At 70.4% G+C, this 20,278-nt stretch carries 17 protein-coding genes; 7 read left to right on the forward strand and 10 right to left on the reverse strand.

Translation table 11 applies throughout. The annotated features are described in order from the left end of the window. Window positions 1-3: 3 nt before the first annotated feature. The 4 genes from fdhE to fdnG all read right to left on the reverse strand — a co-directional run bounded on the left by fdhE (window position 4) and on the right by fdnG (window position 6,001). Window positions 4-933, reverse strand: coding sequence for a formate dehydrogenase accessory protein FdhE (gene fdhE / locus ABLE88_RS09145; RefSeq protein WP_348831219.1), 930 nt, complete (start codon window positions 931-933; stop codon window positions 4-6). Between the two features lie 336 nt (window positions 934-1,269). After that, on the reverse strand, window positions 1,270-1,962 hold the full coding sequence (locus ABLE88_RS09150; RefSeq protein WP_348831220.1) for a formate dehydrogenase subunit gamma: 693 nt from the start codon (window positions 1,960-1,962) through the stop codon (window positions 1,270-1,272). Further along, window positions 1,959-2,900, reverse strand: coding sequence for a formate dehydrogenase subunit beta (gene fdxH / locus ABLE88_RS09155; protein ID WP_348831221.1), 942 nt, complete (start codon window positions 2,898-2,900; stop codon window positions 1,959-1,961). The genes ABLE88_RS09150 and fdxH overlap by 4 nt, the downstream gene beginning before the upstream one ends. 14 nt (window positions 2,901-2,914) lie before the next feature. Beyond that, window positions 2,915-6,001 (reverse strand): formate dehydrogenase-N subunit alpha, encoded by a 3,087-nt coding sequence (fdnG, locus tag ABLE88_RS09160; RefSeq protein ID WP_348831222.1) that lies wholly within the window; start codon window positions 5,999-6,001, stop codon window positions 2,915-2,917. A 48-nt stretch (window positions 6,002-6,049) separates the two neighbouring features. Here fdnG and ABLE88_RS09165 point away from each other — a divergent pair, with 48 nt between their 5' ends. From ABLE88_RS09165 to ABLE88_RS09190, 6 genes are all read left to right on the forward strand, one after another. After that, window positions 6,050-6,358 (forward strand): hypothetical protein, encoded by a 309-nt coding sequence (locus ABLE88_RS09165; RefSeq protein WP_348831223.1) that lies wholly within the window; start codon window positions 6,050-6,052, stop codon window positions 6,356-6,358. Between the two features lie 240 nt (window positions 6,359-6,598). Beyond that, complete coding sequence (locus ABLE88_RS09170) at window positions 6,599-7,465, forward strand: putative selenate ABC transporter substrate-binding protein (protein ID WP_348831224.1); 867 nt, start codon at window positions 6,599-6,601, stop codon at window positions 7,463-7,465. 2 nt (window positions 7,466-7,467) lie between these two features. Next, window positions 7,468-8,184 carry an ATP-binding cassette domain-containing protein gene (locus tag ABLE88_RS09175; protein WP_348831225.1) on the forward strand — a complete coding sequence of 239 codons (717 nt, stop codon included), beginning with the start codon at window positions 7,468-7,470 and terminating at the stop codon, window positions 8,182-8,184. A 76-nt stretch (window positions 8,185-8,260) separates the two neighbouring features. Beyond that, a complete protein-coding gene (locus tag ABLE88_RS09180) occupies window positions 8,261-9,754 on the forward strand; it encodes a PhnE/PtxC family ABC transporter permease (protein WP_348831226.1) in 1,494 nt (497 codons plus the stop codon). A 33-nt stretch (window positions 9,755-9,787) separates the two neighbouring features. Next, window positions 9,788-10,837 (forward strand): selenide, water dikinase SelD, encoded by a 1,050-nt coding sequence (selD, locus tag ABLE88_RS09185; protein WP_348831227.1) that lies wholly within the window; start codon window positions 9,788-9,790, stop codon window positions 10,835-10,837. Window positions 10,838-10,985: 148 nt separating this feature from the next. Further along, on the forward strand, window positions 10,986-11,393 hold the full coding sequence (locus tag ABLE88_RS09190) for a hypothetical protein (RefSeq protein ID WP_348831228.1): 408 nt from the start codon (window positions 10,986-10,988) through the stop codon (window positions 11,391-11,393). Here ABLE88_RS09190 and ABLE88_RS09195 read toward each other — a convergent pair. From ABLE88_RS09195 to ABLE88_RS09210, 4 genes are read right to left on the reverse strand one after another with little or no spacing between them, the layout of a single operon-like run. Next, window positions 11,359-12,936 (reverse strand): bifunctional aminoglycoside phosphotransferase/ATP-binding protein, encoded by a 1,578-nt coding sequence (locus ABLE88_RS09195; protein ID WP_348831229.1) that lies wholly within the window; start codon window positions 12,934-12,936, stop codon window positions 11,359-11,361. The two genes, ABLE88_RS09190 and ABLE88_RS09195, sit on opposite strands and share 35 nt — an antisense overlap. A 36-nt stretch (window positions 12,937-12,972) precedes the next feature. Beyond that, window positions 12,973-13,458, reverse strand: coding sequence for a hypothetical protein (locus tag ABLE88_RS09200; protein WP_348831230.1), 486 nt, complete (start codon window positions 13,456-13,458; stop codon window positions 12,973-12,975). Further along, complete coding sequence (locus ABLE88_RS09205; protein ID WP_348831231.1) at window positions 13,451-13,747, reverse strand: hypothetical protein; 297 nt, start codon at window positions 13,745-13,747, stop codon at window positions 13,451-13,453. Before ABLE88_RS09205 ends, ABLE88_RS09200 begins: the two co-directional genes overlap by 8 nt. Window positions 13,748-13,801: 54 nt before the next feature. Next, entirely contained in the window at window positions 13,802-14,866 is a 1,065-nt protein-coding gene (locus tag ABLE88_RS09210; RefSeq protein WP_348831641.1) for an NAD(P)-dependent alcohol dehydrogenase, read from the reverse strand. 279 nt (window positions 14,867-15,145) lie between these two features. Between ABLE88_RS09210 and ABLE88_RS09215 the strand changes: the two genes are divergently transcribed. Continuing rightward, a complete protein-coding gene (locus tag ABLE88_RS09215; protein ID WP_348831232.1) occupies window positions 15,146-15,607 on the forward strand; it encodes an Hsp20/alpha crystallin family protein in 462 nt (153 codons plus the stop codon). Between the two features lie 14 nt (window positions 15,608-15,621). On the opposite strand, the gene ABLE88_RS09220 is transcribed toward ABLE88_RS09215, so the two are convergent. Together ABLE88_RS09220 and ABLE88_RS09225 are read right to left on the reverse strand one after the other, a co-directional pair. Beyond that, entirely contained in the window at window positions 15,622-18,618 is a 2,997-nt protein-coding gene (locus ABLE88_RS09220; RefSeq protein ID WP_348831233.1) for a cation-translocating P-type ATPase, read from the reverse strand. A gap of 91 nt (window positions 18,619-18,709) precedes the next feature. Further along, window positions 18,710-20,233: a sensor domain-containing diguanylate cyclase gene (locus ABLE88_RS09225; RefSeq protein WP_348831234.1), complete on the reverse strand. Its 1,524-nt coding sequence runs from the start codon at window positions 20,231-20,233 to the stop codon at window positions 18,710-18,712. Window positions 20,234-20,278: the final 45 nt, after the last annotated feature.

Below are 20,278 nucleotides of genomic sequence, written 5' to 3' on the forward strand. Positions count from 1 at the left end.
CCCTCAATAGCCGAGCAGCAGCGGATTGAACGCCGAGCGCCGGTAGGGACCGTCTTTCATGAGCAGATCGAGGCCGAGGCTGCCCACATCGTCCGCCACCGGGTCGAGGTCCTGATTTTTCGGCAGATAGAGCACCTTGGTATAAGTGTGGCAGCCGTCGCAGGTCTCGGCCTTGATGACCCCTTCGCTGCCCTCCACCTCCTGGTAGCCGATGCCCTTGGTGGTGCCGCACGCGGTGCAGCGGATGCGCACGAAGTTCCACCAGGTGCTGCACAGCGCGCACACGCAATAGCGCGCCCCATGGGCGTTCGGCCAGTCCACCACCATGCTCGAGACCGGCGGCCCGCCGCAGGCGGGGCACATGCCGACCCCCACGTCCACCAGCGTCTTGGCGTCGAGGCGGGCGGCGAGGCGGGCGAAATGCACCTGCAGCGCCGCGGCCGCGAACACATGCTCGGACAGGTGCTCCAGGGGGATGGAATCGGCGAGTACGTTGCGGATCACCTCCTCGCGCACTCCGTCGCCGGCATGCGCGAGGCGCTCCAGGCCCCCGGCCGCGGCGGCGGGCATGGGGATCTCGGCGGCAAGCTTCAGCAGCCGCGCGAAAGTGTCGTCGAGCACCGGATCGGCGGTGAAGCGGCTGCGGTCGAGCGGCGGCATCTGGAACGAGCGGGCGCGCGCGCGGTCCTCGGCGTCCGGCAGCTCCGGCAGCGGCAGATCGGCAAGGCTGGCCGCCTGGGCCGCAGAGAGATCATGCAGGAAGGTGAGGTAGGGCGACAGCTCGTGGTGCTGCGCCAACGCGGCGAAGCGCTGCGCCCGGCGGGCGAACAGCCGGGCAGGGTCGGGCATCACCGCGAAAGGCGGGATGTTGACGCCGGTGATGATCGAGGGATCGGGCAGCACGGCGCCCGGGGAATCGGCAGAAGACGACATGAGTCACGAACCTCACGGGTCACGTGGATGGCGGGCGATCTTGCGGGCCCGCCGGGACCGCTTCGACACTGTCCGCAAGGCTGCGCCTTGCAGGGAACATCCGGCTTCGCGGGCGGCCGCGGGACGGCGCGGCGCAGCCGGCGCCCAGAATCCGAATCCCGCGTCCAGCCCCGGCGCGGCCCCGGGTCGGAACAGGGGCAGGCCGAGCGCCATCGGCACCGGCCCGCCTGGTCCGGGTGGAAAAGGCGCGGCTGCCGGGCGGAGCACGCCCCCCGTTCGCCTTCACCGGAGCGGCAGCTCCCGCCCGCAGGCGGGGAGCTGCAAAGGGAACCGCCGCTATTCGGCGGGGGTTCCCGAGCGCTTGCCCGCCACCAGCTCGCGCAGCCACTTGCGGTGATGGCGCCAGGCCCATCCGCCGGTCACCTGGCCGCGGGTCATGGCCGAGATCGTGCCCTTGACCCAGATGGCCGCGTAGACGTGGAGGATCCACAGGCAGATGATGGCGACCGCCGCCACCGCGTGCACCAGGAGTGCGACCCGCTGCTGCTCGATGCTGGTGTAGCTGGCGAAGTAGGTGTTCCAGATCACCAGCCCGGAGCCGATCAGCACCACGATGAGGAAGGACATGCCCCAGAAGACGAACTTCTGGCCGGCATTGTACTTGCCGAGCTCGGGCAGCTTCTCCTCGTCTCCCGCGAGCACGTCGCGGATGCGCCTGAGCCAGGTGCCGTCCTCGCTCTTCCACAGGTTCGCCTTCCAGAAGCGGAAGAACAGCCCGAAGAAGGAGAAGAACAGCACCACGCCGATCCAGGGATGGATGGCGCGGGTCAGCTGACCGCCCCCGAACAAGGCGGTCAGGAAATAGAGGCTCGGATGGAACAGGGCGAGGCCGGAGATCGCCAGCAGGATCAGGCTGATGGCCGTGATCCAGTGGTTGATCCGGGCGGCGACCGTGTAGCGGTCCACCTGGACCGGATGGCCCTTGTGGACCTGGTCGCCGCTCTCGACATCATAGGGGGTCGTGCTCATGAACGCCCTCCTTGCGTCAGCTTCTCGGCATTTTCCTCATCCTCGGGGGTGACCTTGTTGGCGCCCGTGACGAGATAGTGGAACGCGCCGGCGACGGCCGCGAAGCCGATGACGCCGAGGCCCACATATTTCGTCACGCCCTTCCAGGCCTCGACGATGGGGCTGATGCGCGGATTGTCCGGCAGGCCCGAATAGAGCGAGGGCTTGTCGGCGTGGGGCAGCACGTACATGACGTGGGTGCCGCCCACCCCCGGCGGGTCGTAGAGGCCCGCATTCTTGAAGCCGCGGGACTTCAGGTCCTTGATGCGGCCGTCCGCCCACTGCTTCATCTGGTCCTTGGTGCCGAACACGATGGCCTGGGTCGGGCAGGCCTTCTGGCAGGCCGGACCCTGTCCCACCGCGATGCGGTCGGAGCAGAGCGTGCACTTGTAGGCTTTGTGATCGACCTGCGAGATGCGCGGGATGTTGAAGGGGCAGCCCTTCACGCAGTAGCCGCAGCCGATGCACTTGTCGTGGTCGAAGTCCACGATGCCGTTGGAATACTGCACGATGGCGCCGGGCGCCGGGCAGGCCTTCAGGCAGCCCGGATCGCCGCAGTGCATGCAGCCGTCCTTGCGGATGAGCCATTCGAGATTGTCGGTCTCGGGGTTCACCCACTCGTCGAAGCGCATCAGCGTGAACGACGCCGGGGTGAGGTCCGGCGGGTTCGTGTAGGTGCCGTTGAAGGTGCCGATCTCCTCGTGGAGCTCGTTCCATTCGAGACACGCGGCCTGGCAGGCCTTGCAGCCGATGCATTTCGACACGTCGATGAGCTTGGCCACCGGCGTCTGCTTCTGCGCCGGCGCCGGCACCGAGGAAGCCGAGCGGCGGACGAGGTCCTGGTCGCCGAACTTCGCGGGGGTCGCGGTGACCGGAGGATTGGGGATCGGAGGAAACATGGCTCTCTTCTCCCTTATGCCACCGGCCCGGTCGTGGGCTCGATATTGACCAGGAACGCCTTGTATTCGGGCGTCTCGATGTTGGCGTCACCGACAAACGGGCTGAGCACGTTGGCCGGGAAGCCCTTCTTGGCGGCGCCGACGAAGCCCCAATGGATGGGGATGCCGACGATGTGCACCGGCTTGCCGTCCACCATCAGCGGACGGATGCGCTTGGTCACGTAGGCCTTGGCGATCACGGAGCCGCGCTTCGACCACACGCGCACCCACCCGGCATTGGCGACGCCCTTCTCCTTCGCGAGCTCGGGCGAGATCTCCACGAAGAATTCGGGCTGGAGCACCGAGTTCACGTGGTTGTTCTTCGTCCAGTAGTGGAAGTGCTCGGTCAGGCGGTAGGTGGTCGCCGCATACGGGAACTCCTTCGAGCCCACGTCGGCGAACTGGACGAAGTCGTCCTTGAACACGCGCGCCACCGGATTGCCCCGGACCTTCGGGGCGATGAGGTTGGCGACCGGGCTCTCGAACGGCTCGTAGTGCACCGGGAACGGCCCGTCGCGCATCATGCCCCGCGTGAACAGGCGCGAGACGCCTTCCGGGTTCATGATGAACGGACCCACGTCCCGCGGCTTGGCCGTGGGCGCGATGTCCGGCACGTCGTAGCCGGTCCACTTGGCGCCGTCCCACCAGATCAGCTTGCGCGTCTCGTCCCACGGCGTGCCGTCGAGGTTGCACGAGGCGCGGTTGTAGATGATGCGGCGGTTGGCCGGCCAGGAGAACGACCACTTGGAATAGGCCCCGGTGTCGCCGGGATCGGAATTGTCCCGCCGGGCCATCATGTTGCCCGCCTCGGTGAAGCAGCCGGTATAGATCCAGCAGCCCGCCGCGGTGGAGCCGTCGTCGCGCAGTAAGCCGAAGGATGCGAGCTGCTTGCCCGCCTCCAGCACCTTCTTGGTGGGATCGTTGGGGTCGAGCACGTCGGTGAGAACGGAGCCGTTCATCTCCTTGGCGAGCTCTTCCGCCGTGGGCTCGTTCGGGTCCTTGTAGTTCCAGGTGAGGTTGACGATCGGCTCGGGGACCGTGCCGCCTTCCTTCTTGTAGAGCTCCTTCAGGCGCAGATGGATCTGCGCCATGATGAAGGTGTCGGTCTTCGCCTCGCCGGGAGGCGAGCCGCCCGGCCAGTGCCACTGCAGCCAGCGGCCCGAATTGACGAGGGAGCCCTCGTCCTCGGCGAAGCAGGTGGTGGGCAGCTGGATCACCTCGGTCTTGATCGCGGCGGGGTTCGCCTCGTTGTAGATGCCGTGGTTTTCCCAGAAGCGCGCGGTTTCGGTCTGGAGCGGATCCATGACCACGAGCAGCTTCAGCTTGCCCAGCGCGCGCGCCAGCTTGGCCTTGTTGGGGAACGCCTGCAGGGGGTTGAAGCCCTGGCAGAAGTACAGGTTCATCTTCCCCTGGTCCATGAGCTCGAACGCGCGCAGGATGTCGTAGGACGGCACGTCGAGCTTGGGCAGCCAGTCGAAGGCGAAGCTGTTCTCCGCCGTGGCGGCGGGCCCCCACATCATCTTCAGGAAGCTGACGAAGAACTTCTTGTAGTTCTGCCAGTAACTCATCTGGTTCGGCCGCAACGGCTTGAAGCCGCGGGTCGACATGTAGGCGTTGAAGTCGACGTCCCGCTCGGTCGGGATCGCGAGATACCCGGGGATCAGGTTCGACATCAGGCCGAGGTCGGTCAGCCCCTGGATGTTGGAGTGACCGCGCAGGGCGTTCATGCCGCCGCCACGCACGCCGATGTTGCCCAGGATGAGCTGGATCATCGCCATGGCGCGGATGTTCTGCGAGCCCTTGGAATGCTGGGTCCAGCCGAGCGCGTACATGGAGGTCATCGTCTTGGTGGGCGACGAGCACTCCGCGATCATCGCCGCCACCTTCAGGAACTTGTCCTTCGGCGTGCCGGTGATGCGCTCGACCGTCTCGGGCGTGTAGATCGAGACGTGCTGCTTCAGCAGGTTCCAGACGCAGCGCGGGTTCTGGAGCGTGTCGTCGACGACCGCAAAGCCGTCGGGACCGATGTCGTAGTCCCAGGTGGAGCGGTTGTAGTCGCGCTTCTGCTCGTCATAGCCCGTGAACAGGCCATCCTGGTAGGTGAAGCCTTCCTTGACCACGAACGGCGCGTTGGTGAACGCCTTGACGTAGTCCCACTGCACCTTGTCGTTCTGGATCAGGTAGTTGATGACGCCGTTCAGGAACGCGATGTCGGTGCCCTGCCGGATCGGCGCGTAATAGTCCGCCACCGCGGCCGAGCGCGTATAGCGCGGGTCGACGACGACGAGCTTGGCGCCCCGGTTGGCTTTCGCCTCCGTGACCCACTTGAAGCCGCACGGATGGGCCTCGGCGGCATTGCCGCCCATGATCACCACGAGGTCCGTGTTCTTGATGTCGGTCCAGGAGTTCGTCATGGCGCCACGGCCGAAAGTTGGGGCGAGACTCGCCACCGTCGGGCCGTGTCAGACGCGCGCCTGATTGTCGAAAGCCACCATGCCGGTCGAGCGCACCACCTTATAGGTGCACAGGGCCGTTTCGTTGGTTGTTGCGGAGGCCGCGAGGAACCCCGTCGTGGTCCATCGATTGACCGTCACCCCGTCCTTGTTCTTCTGGACCAGGTTCTTGTCACGATCGTCCTTCATCGCCCGGGCGATCTTGTTCAGCGCCTCGTCCCAGGAGACGCGCTCGAACTTGTCGGATCCCGCGCGCCGGATCATCGGATACTGGAGGCGCGTCTCGGACTTGACGATGTCGAGCAGGGCCGCGCCCTTCGGGCACAAGGTACCGCGATTGGTGGGATGGTCGGTGTCACCTTCGATGTGGGTGATGTCGGCCTTCTCGCCCTTGGCGATGCTGCCCTTGGAATAGATGATGATGCCGCACGCCACCGAGCAATAGGTGCAGGTGTTGCGGGCTTCAGTGGTGTTGACGAGACGGAACGGCTTGATGGTGGAGGCGAGGGCCTCTTCCACCCCTGCGAAGCCCATGGCTCCGAGCGTTGTCCCCGCCACACCCGCGCCCGCCGTTCGTAGGAACTGGCGCCGCGAGAGCTCCATATTCATCGAAGGCAGCCTCCGATAAGCGCCCCTTACAGGGGACGATTGCGGACGTTGTCGCAAACGTCCGACGCCGGGATTCCGGCCTGTTGGGACGGTATTTTGGAACTGGAAGCATGTCAAACTGCAACTGGAGCGGCGTCGTTCAAAATCAAGGGACGAGCTCAGATTTGGCAGGGTTTCCCGCCGTTTGAGACTGAAGAGCAGCAGAAAATGCCATTTGGCCATGTATTTGTTGCGGCGCACAATGGACGGTTTCCAAAATGCACGGTCCGGGGTGCAGAATTGGCGGCGCCGATGTTTGACATAACGTTCGCGGCTCTCGGCGCCGCGCCGGCGCGGCGCGCCTTTTTTCTCTATTGACGCCGACCGTGCCAACTTCCAGTCTGGGAAGGTGACGGCAGTCCGGCTCCCGCGTGACGGGGCGCACCTTATCGAGAGCGGCCGCGCCAGCGCGCGACGATACGGCCCCCTGCGTGGCCGCCCGCTCCCTGCCGGTCTTGCGCCATTGCCAGTGTTGCTCCGTGCCGTCTCGCCCCTTGAGGCGCGCATCTTCAATCGCAGCGCGCGGCGCGCGCCCGCGCCGCTCAGGGAGACACCTCCATGCCCCGTCCGCTCCTCGTCGCGGCGGCTGCTGCCGCCATCCTCCTCGGCGCCTCCGCCGCCCTCGCCCAGACGCTCACCTTCTCCGCCATTCCCGACGAAGACGAGACCAAGCTGGTCCAGCGCTTCACCAAGGTCGCCGACTATCTGTCCAAGACCCTCGGCGTGCCGGTGAAGTACGTGCCGGTGAAGAGCTACGGGGCGGCGGTCACCGCCTTCAAGAACAACCAGATCCAGCTCGGCTGGTTCGGCGGTCTCTCGGGGGTGCAGGCGCGCCGCGCCGTGCCCGGCTCCCAGGCGCTGGCCCAGGGCGAGGAGGACAAGGCCTTCGTCAGCTACTTCATCGCCAATGCGGCGACCGGCCTGCCGGCGGACCAGAAGGACCTGTCCAAGGCGGTGGCCGGCAGGACCTTCACCTTCGGCGCCAAGACCTCCACCTCCGGCCGCCTGATGCCGGAATTCTACATCCGCAAGGAACTGGGCAAGGGTCCCGAGGAGGTGTTTTCCCGCGTCGGTTTCTCCGGCGATCACACCAAGACCGTGGAGCTCGTGGCGTCCGGCGCCTACGAGGTGGGGGCGGTCAACTTCTCCTCGTTCGACGACATGGTGGCGAAGAAGCAGGTGGATCCGGCGGTGGTCCGCATCGTCTGGAAGACGCCGCCGTATCCGGACTACAATTGGACCATCCGCGGCGATGCCGACAAGACCTTCGGTGCCGGCTTCACCGACAAGGTGCGCGCGGCGCTGCTCGGCATGAGCGATCCCGAGCTGCTCGCCTCGTTCCCGCGCAAAAAGTTCATCCCGGCGACCAATTCCGACTACGAGCCCATCGTCGCCGTGGGCCAGCAGCTCGGCCTGCTGGATTGAGCGTGAACGCGCTCCGCCCGGTCCCTTCGCCCGGCGATCCCGCAGGGTCCGCGCCCGTCCTCGCCACGTTCGCGGACGCGCGCCTCGGCTATGGGGACCGCACGGTGTTCGAGCGCCTCTCGCTCTCCGTGCGGCAGGGCGAACGCGTCGCCTTGCTGGGGCGCAGCGGGGCGGGCAAATCGACGCTGATCGCGGCGCTCTACCGGCGCCTGTCCGACGCCGGCGCGCGCGTGGCCCTGGTGCCCCAGGACCACGCGCTGGTGCCGCAATTGTCGGTGTTCCACAACATCTATATGGGCCGGCTCGACCGCCACGGGGCGTTCTACAACGCGGTGAACCTCGTGCGACCGTTCCGCCGCGAGCGCGATGCGGTGGCCCCGCTGGCCGAGGAGCTGGGCCTCGGGCCGGACCTGCTCCGGCCGGTGGAGCGCCTGTCCGGCGGCCAGCGCCAGCGCACGGCGGTGGGGCGCGCCTGGTTCCGCGGCGGCGATGTGCTGCTCGCCGACGAGCCGGTCTCCGCCGTGGACGAGGCCCAGGCGCGGCGCATCCTTGCCGCCATGGCGGGGCGGTTTGCCACCCTCATTCTGTCGCTCCACGCCGTGGACCTGGCACGGGAAAGCTGCGACCGAATCGTCGGCCTCCGGGCCGGCGCGGTGGTGATCGACGCCCCTGCGGCGGCCGTCACGCGGGCCGAGCTCGATGGCCTCTATGCCCGCTGAGGCGCTTCGCCCGCCTCTTCCGGCCGCCCCGGCGGGGGGCGGGGCGCGCCGCGGGCTCCGGCTCACGCGGGCGAATGTGAGCCTCGCCTTCCTGCTGCTCGCGCTGGCGCTGCTGCCGTTCGCCGATCTCGCCATCGCCAATTCCGATCCCTGGGGCGTGCTGGCCCGGCTCGCGGCCGGCTTCCTCGCGCCCGATTTCGGCGCCGTGTCCGATCTCGGGCACGCGGTGCTGCTCACCCTCGCCTTCGCGGTGGTGGGGGTGGTGCTCGGCGGCGCGGCCGGCTTCGCCCTCGCGCTCGCGAGCCGCCACCGGGCGGCGCGCGGCCTCGCCACCATCCTGCGCTCGGTCCACGAATTGTTCTGGGCGCTGCTGCTCATGCAGCCCTTCGGGCCGAGCGCGCTCACCGGCGTGCTCGCCATCGCGCTGCCTTATGCCGGCATCTTCGCCAAGGTCTATGGCGAGCTGCTGGAGGAGGCGGACAGCCGCCCGGCGGACGTGCTGCCGCGCGGCACCGGCGCCGTGAGCGCCTTCCTTTATGCCCGCCTGCCGCAGGCGCTGGCGCCCATGAAGGTCTACGGCCTCTACCGCATGGAATGCGGCATCCGCTCTTCGGCGGTGATCGGCTTCGTCGGCCTGCCGACCCTGGGCTTCGAGCTCGACAGCTTCTTCCGCCAGGGCCAATACGACGCGGCCGCGGCGATCCTGCTCACCTATTACCTCATGATCGGCACCATCCGCTGGTGGATGCGGGCCAAGCTGCTGCCGCTCTACTTCATTGCCGGCCTCGCGGTGCTCGTCTCCCTCGACACCGTGAGCCTCGACTGGGCGAACGTGGCGCGCGTCTTCACCGTGGACATCGTGCCGGCGCCGCTCCGAGGCGCCGACCTCGCCGCGCCCGCCACTTGGGCGGCGTTCGGCGCCTGGCTCAAGATCGTGCTGGTGGACCAGGCGACGCCGGGGCTCGTCGCCACCTTCGTGGTCACCCAGCTCACCCTCGTGGTGATGGGCCTCGTCGCCCTCTCCGGCTTCGCGCTGCTGGTGCGCAACGTGGTGGGCCGGCTTGGCGCGCGGGCCGGGCACGGGGTGCTGGTGGTGCTGCGCTCGACGCCGGAATACATGCTGGCCTATCTGGCGCTCCAGGTGTTCGGCCCCTCCATGCTGCCGGCGGTGATCGCGCTCGGCCTCCACAACGGCGCCATCATCGCCCATCTGCTGGGCCGGGAGGGCGAGCGGCTCTCGCGCACCCTGCGGCCGGACGCGCCGCGCGGGCTCGACCTCTACGGCTATGAGCTCCTCCCGCGCCTTTACGGCCCGTTCCTCGCTTATGCCTTCTATCGCTGGGAGATCGTCATGCGCGAGAGCGCCATCGTCGGGATCCTGGGCGTGGCGACATTGGGCTTCTTCATCGACAGCGCCATCGCCGAGATCCGCCTCGACCGCGCCCTGGTGCTGATCGCCGTGACCGTGCTCGCCACCGCCGCCATCGACTTCGCCTCGCGCCGTATCCGCGCCCGCCTCGCCCTCGGGGCGTTCGGCGGCGTGGAGGCGCAGCGCTTCCCCGCCCGCTGATCGCTCCTTATGTTTGCGCCGAGAGGTGACCTCATGACCGAGACCGAATTCCGCCTCACCAGCCTCGCCCATGGCGGCGGCTGCGGCTGCAAGCTCGCTCCCTCCGTGCTCCAGGAACTGCTCGCCGGCCAGGCCAAGGGCGGCCCGTTCGAGCGCCTGCTGGTGGGCACCGAGACCGGCGACGACGCCGCCGTCTACGACCTCGACGGCACCACCACTGTCATCGCCACCACCGACTTCTTCATGCCGATGGTGGACGACCCCGACCATTTCGGCCGCATCGCCGCCACCAATGCCATCTCCGACGTCTACGCCATGGGCGGCACGCCCATCATGGCGCTCGCCATCCTCGGCATGCCGCTCGGCAAGATCGACACGCAGACCGTGCGCGCCATCCTCGCCGGCGGGCAGGCGATCTGCGCCGAGGCGGGCATTCCGGTGGCGGGCGGCCATTCCATCGATTGCCCCGAGCCGGTCTATGGCCTCGCGGTGATCGGCACCGCGCCGCGGGCGCGCATCCGGCGCAATGCCGACGCCAAGGCGGGCGACGCGCTGATCCTCACCAAGGCGCTGGGGGTCGGCGTCTATTCCGCCGCCTTCAAGAAGGAGGCGCTGCCCGCCGACGCCTATGACGAGATGATCGCGTCCACCACCCGCCTCAACAAAGTGGGGGCGGAACTCGCCAAGGACCCGGCGGTGCATGCGGTGACCGACGTGACCGGCTTCGGCATTCTCGGTCACGGCCTCGAGATGGCGCGCGGCTCGTCGGCGCGCCTGCGCCTGTCCCGCGCGGCGCTGCCGCTGCTCGCCCATGCGGAGGCGCTGGTGCGGCAGGGCTTCGTCACCGGCGCCTCGCACCGCAATTGGGCGAGCTACGGCGCCGAGGTCGATCTCGAAGGGGAAACGCCGGAATACTGGCGCCATCTGCTCACCGATCCGCAGACCTCGGGCGGCCTGCTGGTCTCCTGCGCGGACGGGGACGCGGATCGCCTGCTGGGCGAGATCCAGGCCGCAGGCTTTGCCGCCGCGCGCCGCATCGGCGTGGTGGAAGCGGGCGCGCCGCGGGTGACCGTCGCCGCCTGAGGCCGGAGCGCCGAGCCGGGGTCCAGGGGCGACTCCTGCGCAGCAGGCAATTCAACCCGAGACGCTGCCCCCGTTCGCACCGCTTCCGGAGGGGCGCGGGAACCAGGATTCCGCAGCGGACGTTCTCAAGCATGAAAGGAGAACGCCCATGCTCTCTTATTCCAATGCGACGGCCCCTGCACGCGCGGCTCCCGTCGTTCTCTCGCCGCGCGTCGAGGGGTGCGGGCGGCTGCTCGTGACCGGCCTCGTGGGCGGGGTGATGTTCCTGCTCGCCACGGCGGCGCCGGAGCCGGCGTCCGCCCAGTCCGACCCGCTGGCTCAGCGCCAGGGCGCGTGCGCGAATCCTCCGGCCGCGGCCACGCCTGCGACCGCGCCGCCGCAGGGGCCGAATTCCGGCACCATGCCCGGGAGCGAGGGCTCCACGGGCTGGACCGGCGGCACCGGCGGCAACCATACCGGCCTGTCGCCCCATGCCGCCTCGCCCGGTTCGCCCCAGCGCCAGCCCGAGGTGGTGACGGGCGTCAATCCAAAGCCGACGGCGCAGCGCCCGTGCTGACGGCGCGGGCGACCCGGGCCCACCGGATGTCGCCGAGATCGTAGGACAGCTGGCGCCGCACCACGGCGGCGTCGGCGTCGGAGGCATCGCCGCTGCGGGCCTCCACCCGGTGGACCAGTTCCGCTTCGCTCGCCTCCAGCCAATATCCCTCGAACGGAACGCCGTTGTCCCGCGCCACCGCCGCGACGGCGTCGCGCTCGTGCGCGCGGGCGTGCACCGCATCCACGATCACGCTCTGGCCGGTGGCGAGGACGCGCGCCGCCAGCGCGCGCAGCCGCCCATAGATCTTCTCGCCGGCCTCCGGCGTGTAGGCCTCGGGCGGCAGCTTCTCGGTCTCGGCGCACCCGAAGGCGCGCTTGCGCTCGATGTCGGAGCGCACCACCGCCGCGCCGGGCGGGCGGCCGATGCCGGGCGCCTCGCGCGCGGCAAACGTGCTCTTGCCGCTGCCGGAGAGCCCGCCCACCGCCACCAGGCGCGGCGCGCCGGCCGCGCCCGGATCGAGGAAGGCGAGCGCCGCCGCGAAGGCATGGCGCACCCGCGCCTCGGTCTCGCTGCGCGCCGCGCCCGAAAGGTGGCCGAGCCCCGCCGCCTCCACCTTGGCGCGGATGGCCGCCCGCAGGCTGAGGAACAAGGGCAGGGCCGCAAGGCCGTCGATCATCTCGTCCGGGCTCGCCCAGAGATAGCGGTTGAAGATCAGGCTCGCCGCGGCCCGCTCCGCGCGCTGCCACAGGTCCATGAGCAGGAAGGCGAGGTCGTAGAGCACGTCGCAGGTGGCGATGTCGTCGTTGAACTCGATGGCGTCGAACAGAACCGGCGCGCCGTCGATCAGCACGATGTTGCGCAGATGCAGGTCGCCGTGGCAGCGCCGCGCGAAGCCGGCCGCGCTGCGCGCCGAAAGCAGCGGGCCGAGGCGGGCGAGGTTTTCCTGCGACAGGCGCGCGAGCCTGCCCGCCGCCTCGGCCGGGAAGAGGTCCGGCCGGGCGGAAAATTCGCGCGCATTGTCGTCCACATAGGAGGCGAGGCGGGCGGCGATGTCGAAGCCCGGGCGCTTGGGCGCGGCCGCGTGGGACATGGCGACGGCGCCGGCCAGCGCCTTGGCGATCTCGGGCGTGAGCGCGCCGCGCGCGGCGATCTTGTCGAGGGTGAGGGCGGCGTCGAAGCGGCGCATCTTCACCGCATGCTCCACCGCCGGCCCGTCGCCGCCGAGCACGAGGCCGCATGGCCCGCGCACGATCGGCACGACGCCGAGATAAAGGCCCGGCGCCCCGGCGCCGCTGATCTCAACCTCGGCGGCGCAGGCGGCGCGGCGCTTCTCCAGGGTGGAGAAATCCATGAAGGGGAACAGCACGGCGCGCTTCACCTTGTAGGCGAACGGCCCGGCCAGGAACACCGCGGCCCCGTGGGTGTCGATGCGCACCACCTCGGCCCCGGCCGGCAGGCCGTGGGTGGCGGGATCGGCGAGCGCGGCGAAGACCTCCGACTGGTCGGCCACCACGTGGCTGCCGGGTCCGCCCGCAGGGGAGGGGGAGAGGGGGTCGGACATCGCTCCTCCGCGGGGCCGGTTCCCCGTAGCGGCGCCTCACAGAGGCGGGCGCCGGTCCTTCAGCAAAGCGAGCGTGAGCGCCTGCCCGAACAAGGTGAGCGCCGGCCCCGCCACGCGCCCGCGCGCCAGCTGGACCAGGCCGCCGAGCGCCAGCGCCAGGAAGGCGGCGTTCTGCAGATCGAGCCGGCCGTTGGTGAACAGCGCCATCATCAGGTCCGCCTTGGCGAGGCGCGAGGAGGCTTCCTCGATCGGCGGCTGCTCCGGCTCGGGCGGGGCGGGCGCGCCGACCTTGAGGCCGGCTTGGCTCAGCGCCGGCGCGAGGGCGTCCCAGGGTGCCTCGTGGATGAGGACGATGCTGCCGGTGCGGGGCCGGATCTCGACCTTCTCGATGCCGCCTTCCGCCAGCGCGTCCGCCAGCGCGACCAGGCGCTCGTGCGGCACCTTGCCGAGCAAGACGAGGCGGGTGCGCCCCGGCGTCAGATGCGCCAGCCGCGCATGGACCGGGCGGTGCGACTCAGCCACGGACGATAATCCCGTCCTGCGCCTCGCCCGCGGCCTCCTCCGCCGCTGCCGCCGCGGTGGCGGCGGCCGTCTTCATCTCGTGCGCGGCCTCGGCGACCAGGTCCTCGACCTCCTCGCTCGCTTTGGCGAGGGCGACGCGGGCGGCGCCGTAGCCGGCGACGCCGGCCTTGATGGCATCCTTGGCCGCCGGGCGGGCAAGCCGCCACAAGGTCGGTCCGATCACCGCCACGCCCACCCCCACCGCGAGGCCGATGAGGAAGCCACCGCGCAATACCTTTTCCGGTTCCATGCCCGTCGCAACCCTCGTTCTGGCGCCAGCAGCATCCACACTGCCCAAACCATGTTACGGCGTGATGGCCACCTTGAGAACGCCGTCGCGCTGATGGCCGAACAGGTCGTAGGCCTTTTCGATGTCGTCGAGCTTGAAGCGGTGGGTGACGAGGGCGCGCGCATCCACCCGGCCGGAGGCCACCACGTCCATCAGCCGGCGCATGCGCTCCTTGCCGCCCGGGCAGAGCGTGGTGACGATGGTCTGGTCACCGAGCCCGGCGAGGAAGGCATCGAGCGGGATCTTCAGGTCGCTGGAATAGACGCCGAGCGAAGACAGCGTGCCGCCGGGCCTCAGCACCCTCAGCGCCGCCTCGAAGGTGGCCTGGCGCCCCAGCGCCTCGATGGCGACGTCCACCCCGCGCCCGTCGGTGAGGCGCAGGATCTCCTCCACCGGATCCACCTTGGAGAAATCGACCGTCGCGTCGGCGCCCATGGCGCGGGCGACCTTCAGGCGCGCCTCCACCTGGTCGACGACGATGATGCGCGTCGCGCCCATGAGGCGCGCGCCGGCGGTGGCGCACAGGCCGATCGGCCCCTGGGCGAACACCGCCACCACGTCGCCGATCTTCACCTTGCCGCTCTCGGCGCCCGAAAAGCCGGTGGACATGATGTCCGGGCACATGAGCACCTGCTCGTCGGTAAGGCCCGCCGGCACCGGGGCGAGATTGGCCATGGCGTCGGGCACCAGCAGATATTCCGCCTGGGCGCCGTCGATGGTGTTGCCGAAGCGCCAGCCGCCCATGGGCTTGAAGCCGTGCTTGGTGCGCGGGCCGTCCTGGGAGCCGCAGCCGCACAGGCAGGCGTTGGAATAGCCGGACGGGGTGATGGCGCCGGCGATCACCCGCTGGCCTTCCGCAAAGCCTTCCACCGCGGAGCCGAGCTTCTCGATGACGCCCACCGGCTCGTGGCCGATGGTGAGGCCCTTCGCCACCGGGTATTCGCCCTTGAGGATGTGGATGTCGGTGCCGCAGATGGTGGTGGTGGTGACACGGATGAGGGCGTCCAGCGGGCCGACCTCGGGCACCGGCTTCTCGTCGAGGACGATGCGGTCCTTCTCGACGAAGATGGCCGCCTTCATCATCCGCCGGCCGGCGGAGCGGGGCTTGGGGGCGGCTTGCGCCTGCGCGAGGATGGTATCCGCCATGGCCGTCAACTCCTGTGCGGGATCGGGGTTCCACCAATAGCACCGGCGGGCCGCCTGCCATTGACGCCAGTCAACGTGGTCGCGGCGGCCCCCCGGCGCCGGTTGATCCGGCGCAAGGACGGGTGCCCGGGTCCGGCTCACCCTTCCTCTTCGCGCCCTCCGGCGCAGCATCCAGATACAGGAACCTGACGCCATGAACCTCAAATCGCTTTTTTGACGTTCGGCGACAAGCGCGCCGATATCGCCCGGACCGAGGGCGGGCCGTTCGGCAGCCTCCAGCGGGAAATTGATCGGGTGTTCGACGACTTTTCCCGGAACTGGCCGGCCTTGGGCGGCGGCGGCCTGACGCCGCGCATGGACGTGACCGAGCGCGACGGAACCATCGAGATTGCCGCCGAGCTTCCCGGCCTCGAGGAGAAGGATGTGGAAGTCTCGGTGGTGGACAACATCCTGACGGTGAAGGGCGAGAAGAAGGCCGAGCGCACCGAGGAAGAGGGGGCTCGCAAGCTGGTGGAACGCTCCTATGGCGCGTTCGCGCGCACGATCGAGCTGCCGCCCGGCATCAAGGCGGAGGACATCAAGGCGAGCTTGTCCAAGGGCGTGCTCACCGTCACCCTGCCGAAGCCCGTGGCCGCCGCGCCGCAGGCGAAGAAGATCGAGGTAAAGGCGGGCTGAGCCCGGCGGAGCATTCAGGCCGTGCGCATCGCCCCGGCGCGCGGGGCGATGCGCACGATGCGCCGGCCCTCGCTCACCGCGAAGGCGGCGCCCGCGAGGCTCCCGGCGAGCGCGAGGTCGCCGAGGGTCGCGGGCGCGACGCCGAGCAGGCGCCGCAGGCCCGGCACCAGGAACGGCAGCGCGAGCAGGCCGAGCGCGCCCGCCAGCGTCGCCTCCAGCCGCCGCTCGGAGACGATCAGCGCCTCCCCCGCGCCCGGCGAGCGATCGCGCAGCACCCAGGCATTGGCGATCTGGGCCAGCGCGAGGGTGGTGAAGGTGACCGTGCGGGTGCGCGGCCCCACCCCCGAGCGCGCAAGCGAGAGGAAATGGCCGGTGAGCGCCGCGGCGGCGATGGCGCCGCCGTCGGCCAGCACGCTGGCGAGCTCGCCGCGGTCGAACAGCGGGGCGGTATGGTCGTTCGGCGGGCGCGCCATCACGTCGCCGCGCGGCTCGGCGAGCGCCAGGCCGAGCGCCGGGAGCACGTCGGTGACGAGGTTGAGCCAGAACAATTCCATGGGCGTCTCGCCCTCGCCGCGCCCGTGCAGCGTCTCCACCAGCATCACCAGGATCTCGGACAGGTTGGTGGAGAAGAAGAAGCGGATCGAGTTGCGCACGTTGTCCTGGGTGGCGCGGCCGCGGGCGATGGCGCGGGCAAGCTCGCGCAGGTCGTCGTGGGCGAGCACGAGGTCCGCCACCTCGCGCGCCACCGCGGTCGCCTTCTCGCCCACCGCCACGCCCACCGCGGCGGCGCGCAGCGCCGGGCCGTCATTCACCCCGTCGCCCAGCATGGCGACGCGCCGCCCCTTGGCCTGCAGCGCCTCGACGATGCGCAGCTTGTCCGCCGGGCTCACGCGGGCGAACACCGAGGTGCCGAGCGCGAGCGTGCCGAGCGCGTCCTGATCGAGCGCGGCGATCTCCGGTCCGCTCGCCATGCGCAGGACGCCAGTGCGCGACAGAGCGAGGGAGCGGGCGACCGCGAGCGCGGTGCCCTGCTGGTCGCCGGTCATCATGATGGTGCGGATGCCGGCCTTGTGGAACAGGTCGATGGCCTCGCCCGCGTCGCGCTTCACCGGGTCGGCGAGGCCGGCGAGGCCGAGAAAGGCGAGGCCTTGCGGCGCCGCCGCGCCGATGGCGCCGCGCCCGCGCGCCGCCGCCAGCACCCGCAGGCCGTCGCCCGCCAGGCGCTCGTTCTCCTCAAGCAGCGCGGCGCGCCGCGCCGGCGCGAGCGGGCGCTCGGTGCCGCCGACCCGCTCCTTGTCGCACAAGGCGAGCACGTCCTCGGGCGAGCCCTTCACGAACAAGAGCGGGCCGTCGCTGGCGCCGGAATGCTCGCTCACCATGTAGCGGTGCCGGTGGTCGCGGTTGCGCAGCGCGGCGAGGGGCAAGGCGGCGCGCAGCGCGGCCACGTCGCAGCCCATGGCGACGGCGAAGTCCAGCAGAGCGAGCTCGGTGGCCGAGCCCTGGCGCGGCTCCAGCTCCGCCTCGCTGCACAGGGCGACCGCCTCGCACAAAGCGAGCAGGTCGCCGTCCGCACCCGCCCGCGCGAGGGTCTCGACATCGAGGGCCGCCGGGCCCGCCAGCGCGCGGGCTACCGCCATCTCGTTCCAGGTCAGCGTGCCGGTCTTGTCGAGGCAGATGGTGTCGATGGCGCCGATGGCCTCGATGGCGGGCAAGGAGCGCACCAGGGCGCGGTCTTTCTCCATGGCCTTGGCGCCGAGCGCGAGCGTGGTGGTGGCGACCGCCGGCAGCCCTTCCGGGATCGCGGCGACGGCGAGCGCGATGGCGCTGCGCACCGCCGAGATCAAAGGCTCGCCGCGCGCCAGGCTGGCGGCGAGCAGCAGGCCGGAGGCGCCGAGGCAGCCGAGCGCCAGATTGGTGGAGAGCGCGGCGAGCTTCTCCTCGGTGACCGGCCGCGGCGGACGCGCCGCGCCGATCATGGCGCGGGTGCGCGCCGCCTCGCCGTCGGCGCCGGTGCGCACCACCACCGCGCGGCCGCCGCCGCCGGTGACCACGGTGCCGCCGTGGACCAGGTTGTGGCGCTCGCCCACCGCGCCGGGGACGGCGGCGAGCGCGGCCGCGGTCTTGTCCACCGGCAGGCTCTCGCCGGTGAGCGCGCTCTCGTCCACCGACAAGGCGTCGGCGGCGATCAGGCGGGCGTCGGCGGGCACCACGGTGCCGGGCGCCAGGAGGATCACGTCGCCCTCGACGATCTCGCGCGCGGGGATCACCGCCGGCGCGCCGTCCCGCAGCACGGTGGCGGGATGCCCCACCGGCCGGGACAGACGGCGGATCAGCGTCTCGGTGGAGTTCTCGGTGGCGAAGCCGATGCCCGCATTGACGGCGATCACCGCCAGGGTGACGGCCGCATCGAACACCCCGCCGGTGGCGAAAGAGAGCACCGCGGAGCCCGCCAGCAGGCCCACGGGCAGGTTCGAGACCTGATCGAGCAGGATCTCGCGCCGCGAGCGGCCTTCCGGCGCCGGCAGCGCGTTGGGGCCGCGCACGGCGCGGATGCGCGCGGCCTGTTCCCCGGACAGTCCCGCCGGGGCGGAGCCGAGCCGCGCCAGCGCCTGGGCCGGCTCCATGAGGAGCACGGCGTCGAGCCGGGCATCGGAGGACATGGCCGCGCCCGCGGCCGCCGGCGGGCCGCGCCGCGCGACGATGCGCGGGCCGGTCGCGCCCGCGCGCGCGCCGGGACCGGCGCTGGGCGCTGCGGGCGCCAGCGGCGCGGCGGGAAACCGCCCGCCGCCCAGCACGGCGGACATCCCGGCCGCCACCTGCGCGGCGCCGAGCCCCGCCGGATGGTTGAGCAGCACCGATCCGGTGCGCGGGTCCGCCTTGGCAAGGCCGGCGCCCGCCGCCGCGAGGGCGCGGGCGATCGCGTCCCAGTCCTTCGGCCAGCCGCCCGTCAGCCGCAGGCGGGTGCGGCTGGGCAGGTGGTGGCAGACTCGGCAGGTGATCTCGGCGGGCATGGCTGACGTTCCCTCCATCGCCTGGTTTTCGCCCGGCTCAATGACACCTGCTTGACCCCCTCGCGGCACCGTCGCCCCCGGGAGCCCGGGCCTATTGCGCCGCCGCGAAGCCGTCGTCCTGGTGGCTGCCGACCACGCGGTTGCGGCCGCCGCCCTTGGCCTTGTAGAGCGCCCCGTCCGCCTCGTGCAGCAGCCGGTCCACGGGATCGGACGTCTCGATCCTGCCCGAGGCCACGCCGATGCTGGCGGTGGCGTTCACGCGGCGCCCGTCCTCGGTCGCCACGTGGGTGGCGGCGATCGCCTTGCGGATGCGCTCGGCCATGAAGGTGGCGCCGGCCGGGCCGGTCGAGGGCAGGATCACCACGAATTCCTCGCCGCCGAGCCGGGCCGCAAAGTCACCCGGCCGGCGGATCGCGCGCGTCACCTGCCGGCCGACACTGCGCAGCATGGCATCGCCCGCCGAATGCCCATAGGTGTCGTTGATCTGCTTGAAGAAATCGAGGTCGATCACCAGCACCGAAAGCTCGGTCTTCTCCCGCGCGGCGCGGCGCATCTCGGTGTCGAGGGCCATCTCCAGGGCGCGTCGGTTGGGGATCTGCGTGAGCGCGTCGGTGACCGCCATGTGCTCGAGCTGCTCCTCCATGTCGTAGCTGTGGATCAGCGCCCGGCGCAGCACCAGCACGATCCCCACCAGCAGGCTGCAGACGACGAGGGTGAGCAGCCCGACTATGAGCGCCCGCGCGTTCCATTCGGAATAGATTCCGGAGGCGGAGATGCCGACCGACAGGATGAGGGGAAAGTCGCCGATCTTCTCGCTCACGTAGAAGCGGGAGACGCCATCGATCTGCGAGGTGCCGGTGATCGGCGCCGTGGGGTCGGCGAGCAGGCGCTGGAACACCGGCGAGTGCGCGACGCTCTGGCCGGTGTTTCCGGCGCCGTCCGTGGACGGATGGCGGTAGACCATGACGCCGTCGGCGTTCACCAGGCTCACGATGCTGTCCGGGCCGAGGTCGATCTTCTCGAACAGCGCCTTGAAGAAAGCGAGCCGGATCGCGCCCAGGACCACGCCGCCGAAGCCGCCGTCGGCGGCGGAGACCCGCACCGTCATGCCGATGCTGGGATCGTTCTGCCGCAGGCGGCTGGCGTAAGGATGGCTGAGAAAGGTTCCGGCGTCGGCATCGCGGTGCGCCCTGAAGTAGTCGCGATCGGCGAAATTGGCCCGGCGCGGCGTCACGGATCCGGAATCGAGGACGATGTCGCCCGCGGCGTCCAGCACCAGCAGGGAGCCGAGATACTGGGGCGCGGTGGCCCGGCTCAGCAGAAGCGCGTGCCGGGCGGCCGGCGGCACGGCCTCGATCTCCGGCAAGGCAAGGGCGTCGCGGACGCTGGCGATGGAGAATTCTATCAACCTGAGATTGCGGTCGATGGTCAGCGCCAGCGTGCGCAGCACGTTCTCGGCCGAGCGCTGGGCCTCGATGCGCCGATCCTCGCGCAGCTTGGCGAGCATGCCGGCCTGGACGAGGACGATGATGAGCACGATCGCCGCGGTGACAAGCTGGAGCAGGGGACCCCGGACCGAACGCTTCAGGACGCTGTCCATTTGCACCTGGGCCACCTCGTCCTCTGGGAACACCTTCCCGTTGCCGTTGTCGCGGGCCGC

Source organism: Xanthobacter luteus (assembly GCF_040049235.1).
In the GTDB taxonomy this organism is placed as follows: Bacteria; Pseudomonadota; Alphaproteobacteria; order Rhizobiales; family Xanthobacteraceae; genus Xanthobacter.

Bases quoted from the DNA above. Each gene is read 5' to 3' on its own strand.
- selD (WP_348831227.1), top strand. From the start codon at position 9,788: ATGACCGAGACCGAATTCCGCCTCACCAGCCTCGCCCATGGCGGCGGC.
- ABLE88_RS09220 (WP_348831233.1), bottom strand. From the start codon at position 18,618: ATGCCCGCCGAGATCACCTGCCGAGTCTGCCACCACCTGCCCAGCCGC.
- ABLE88_RS09150 (WP_348831220.1), bottom strand. From the start codon at position 1,962: ATGAGCACGACCCCCTATGATGTCGAGAGCGGCGACCAGGTCCACAAG.
- ABLE88_RS09190 (WP_348831228.1), top strand. From the start codon at position 10,986: ATGCTCTCTTATTCCAATGCGACGGCCCCTGCACGCGCGGCTCCCGTC.
- ABLE88_RS09205 (WP_348831231.1), bottom strand. From the start codon at position 13,747: ATGGAACCGGAAAAGGTATTGCGCGGTGGCTTCCTCATCGGCCTCGCG.
- ABLE88_RS09195 (WP_348831229.1), bottom strand. From the start codon at position 12,936: ATGTCCGACCCCCTCTCCCCCTCCCCTGCGGGCGGACCCGGCAGCCAC.
- ABLE88_RS09210 (WP_348831641.1), bottom strand. From the start codon at position 14,866: ATGAAGGCGGCCATCTTCGTCGAGAAGGACCGCATCGTCCTCGACGAG.
- fdhE (WP_348831219.1), bottom strand. From the start codon at position 933: ATGTCGTCTTCTGCCGATTCCCCGGGCGCCGTGCTGCCCGATCCCTCG.
- fdxH (WP_348831221.1), bottom strand. From the start codon at position 2,900: ATGTTTCCTCCGATCCCCAATCCTCCGGTCACCGCGACCCCCGCGAAG.
- ABLE88_RS09170 (WP_348831224.1), top strand. From the start codon at position 6,599: ATGCCCCGTCCGCTCCTCGTCGCGGCGGCTGCTGCCGCCATCCTCCTC.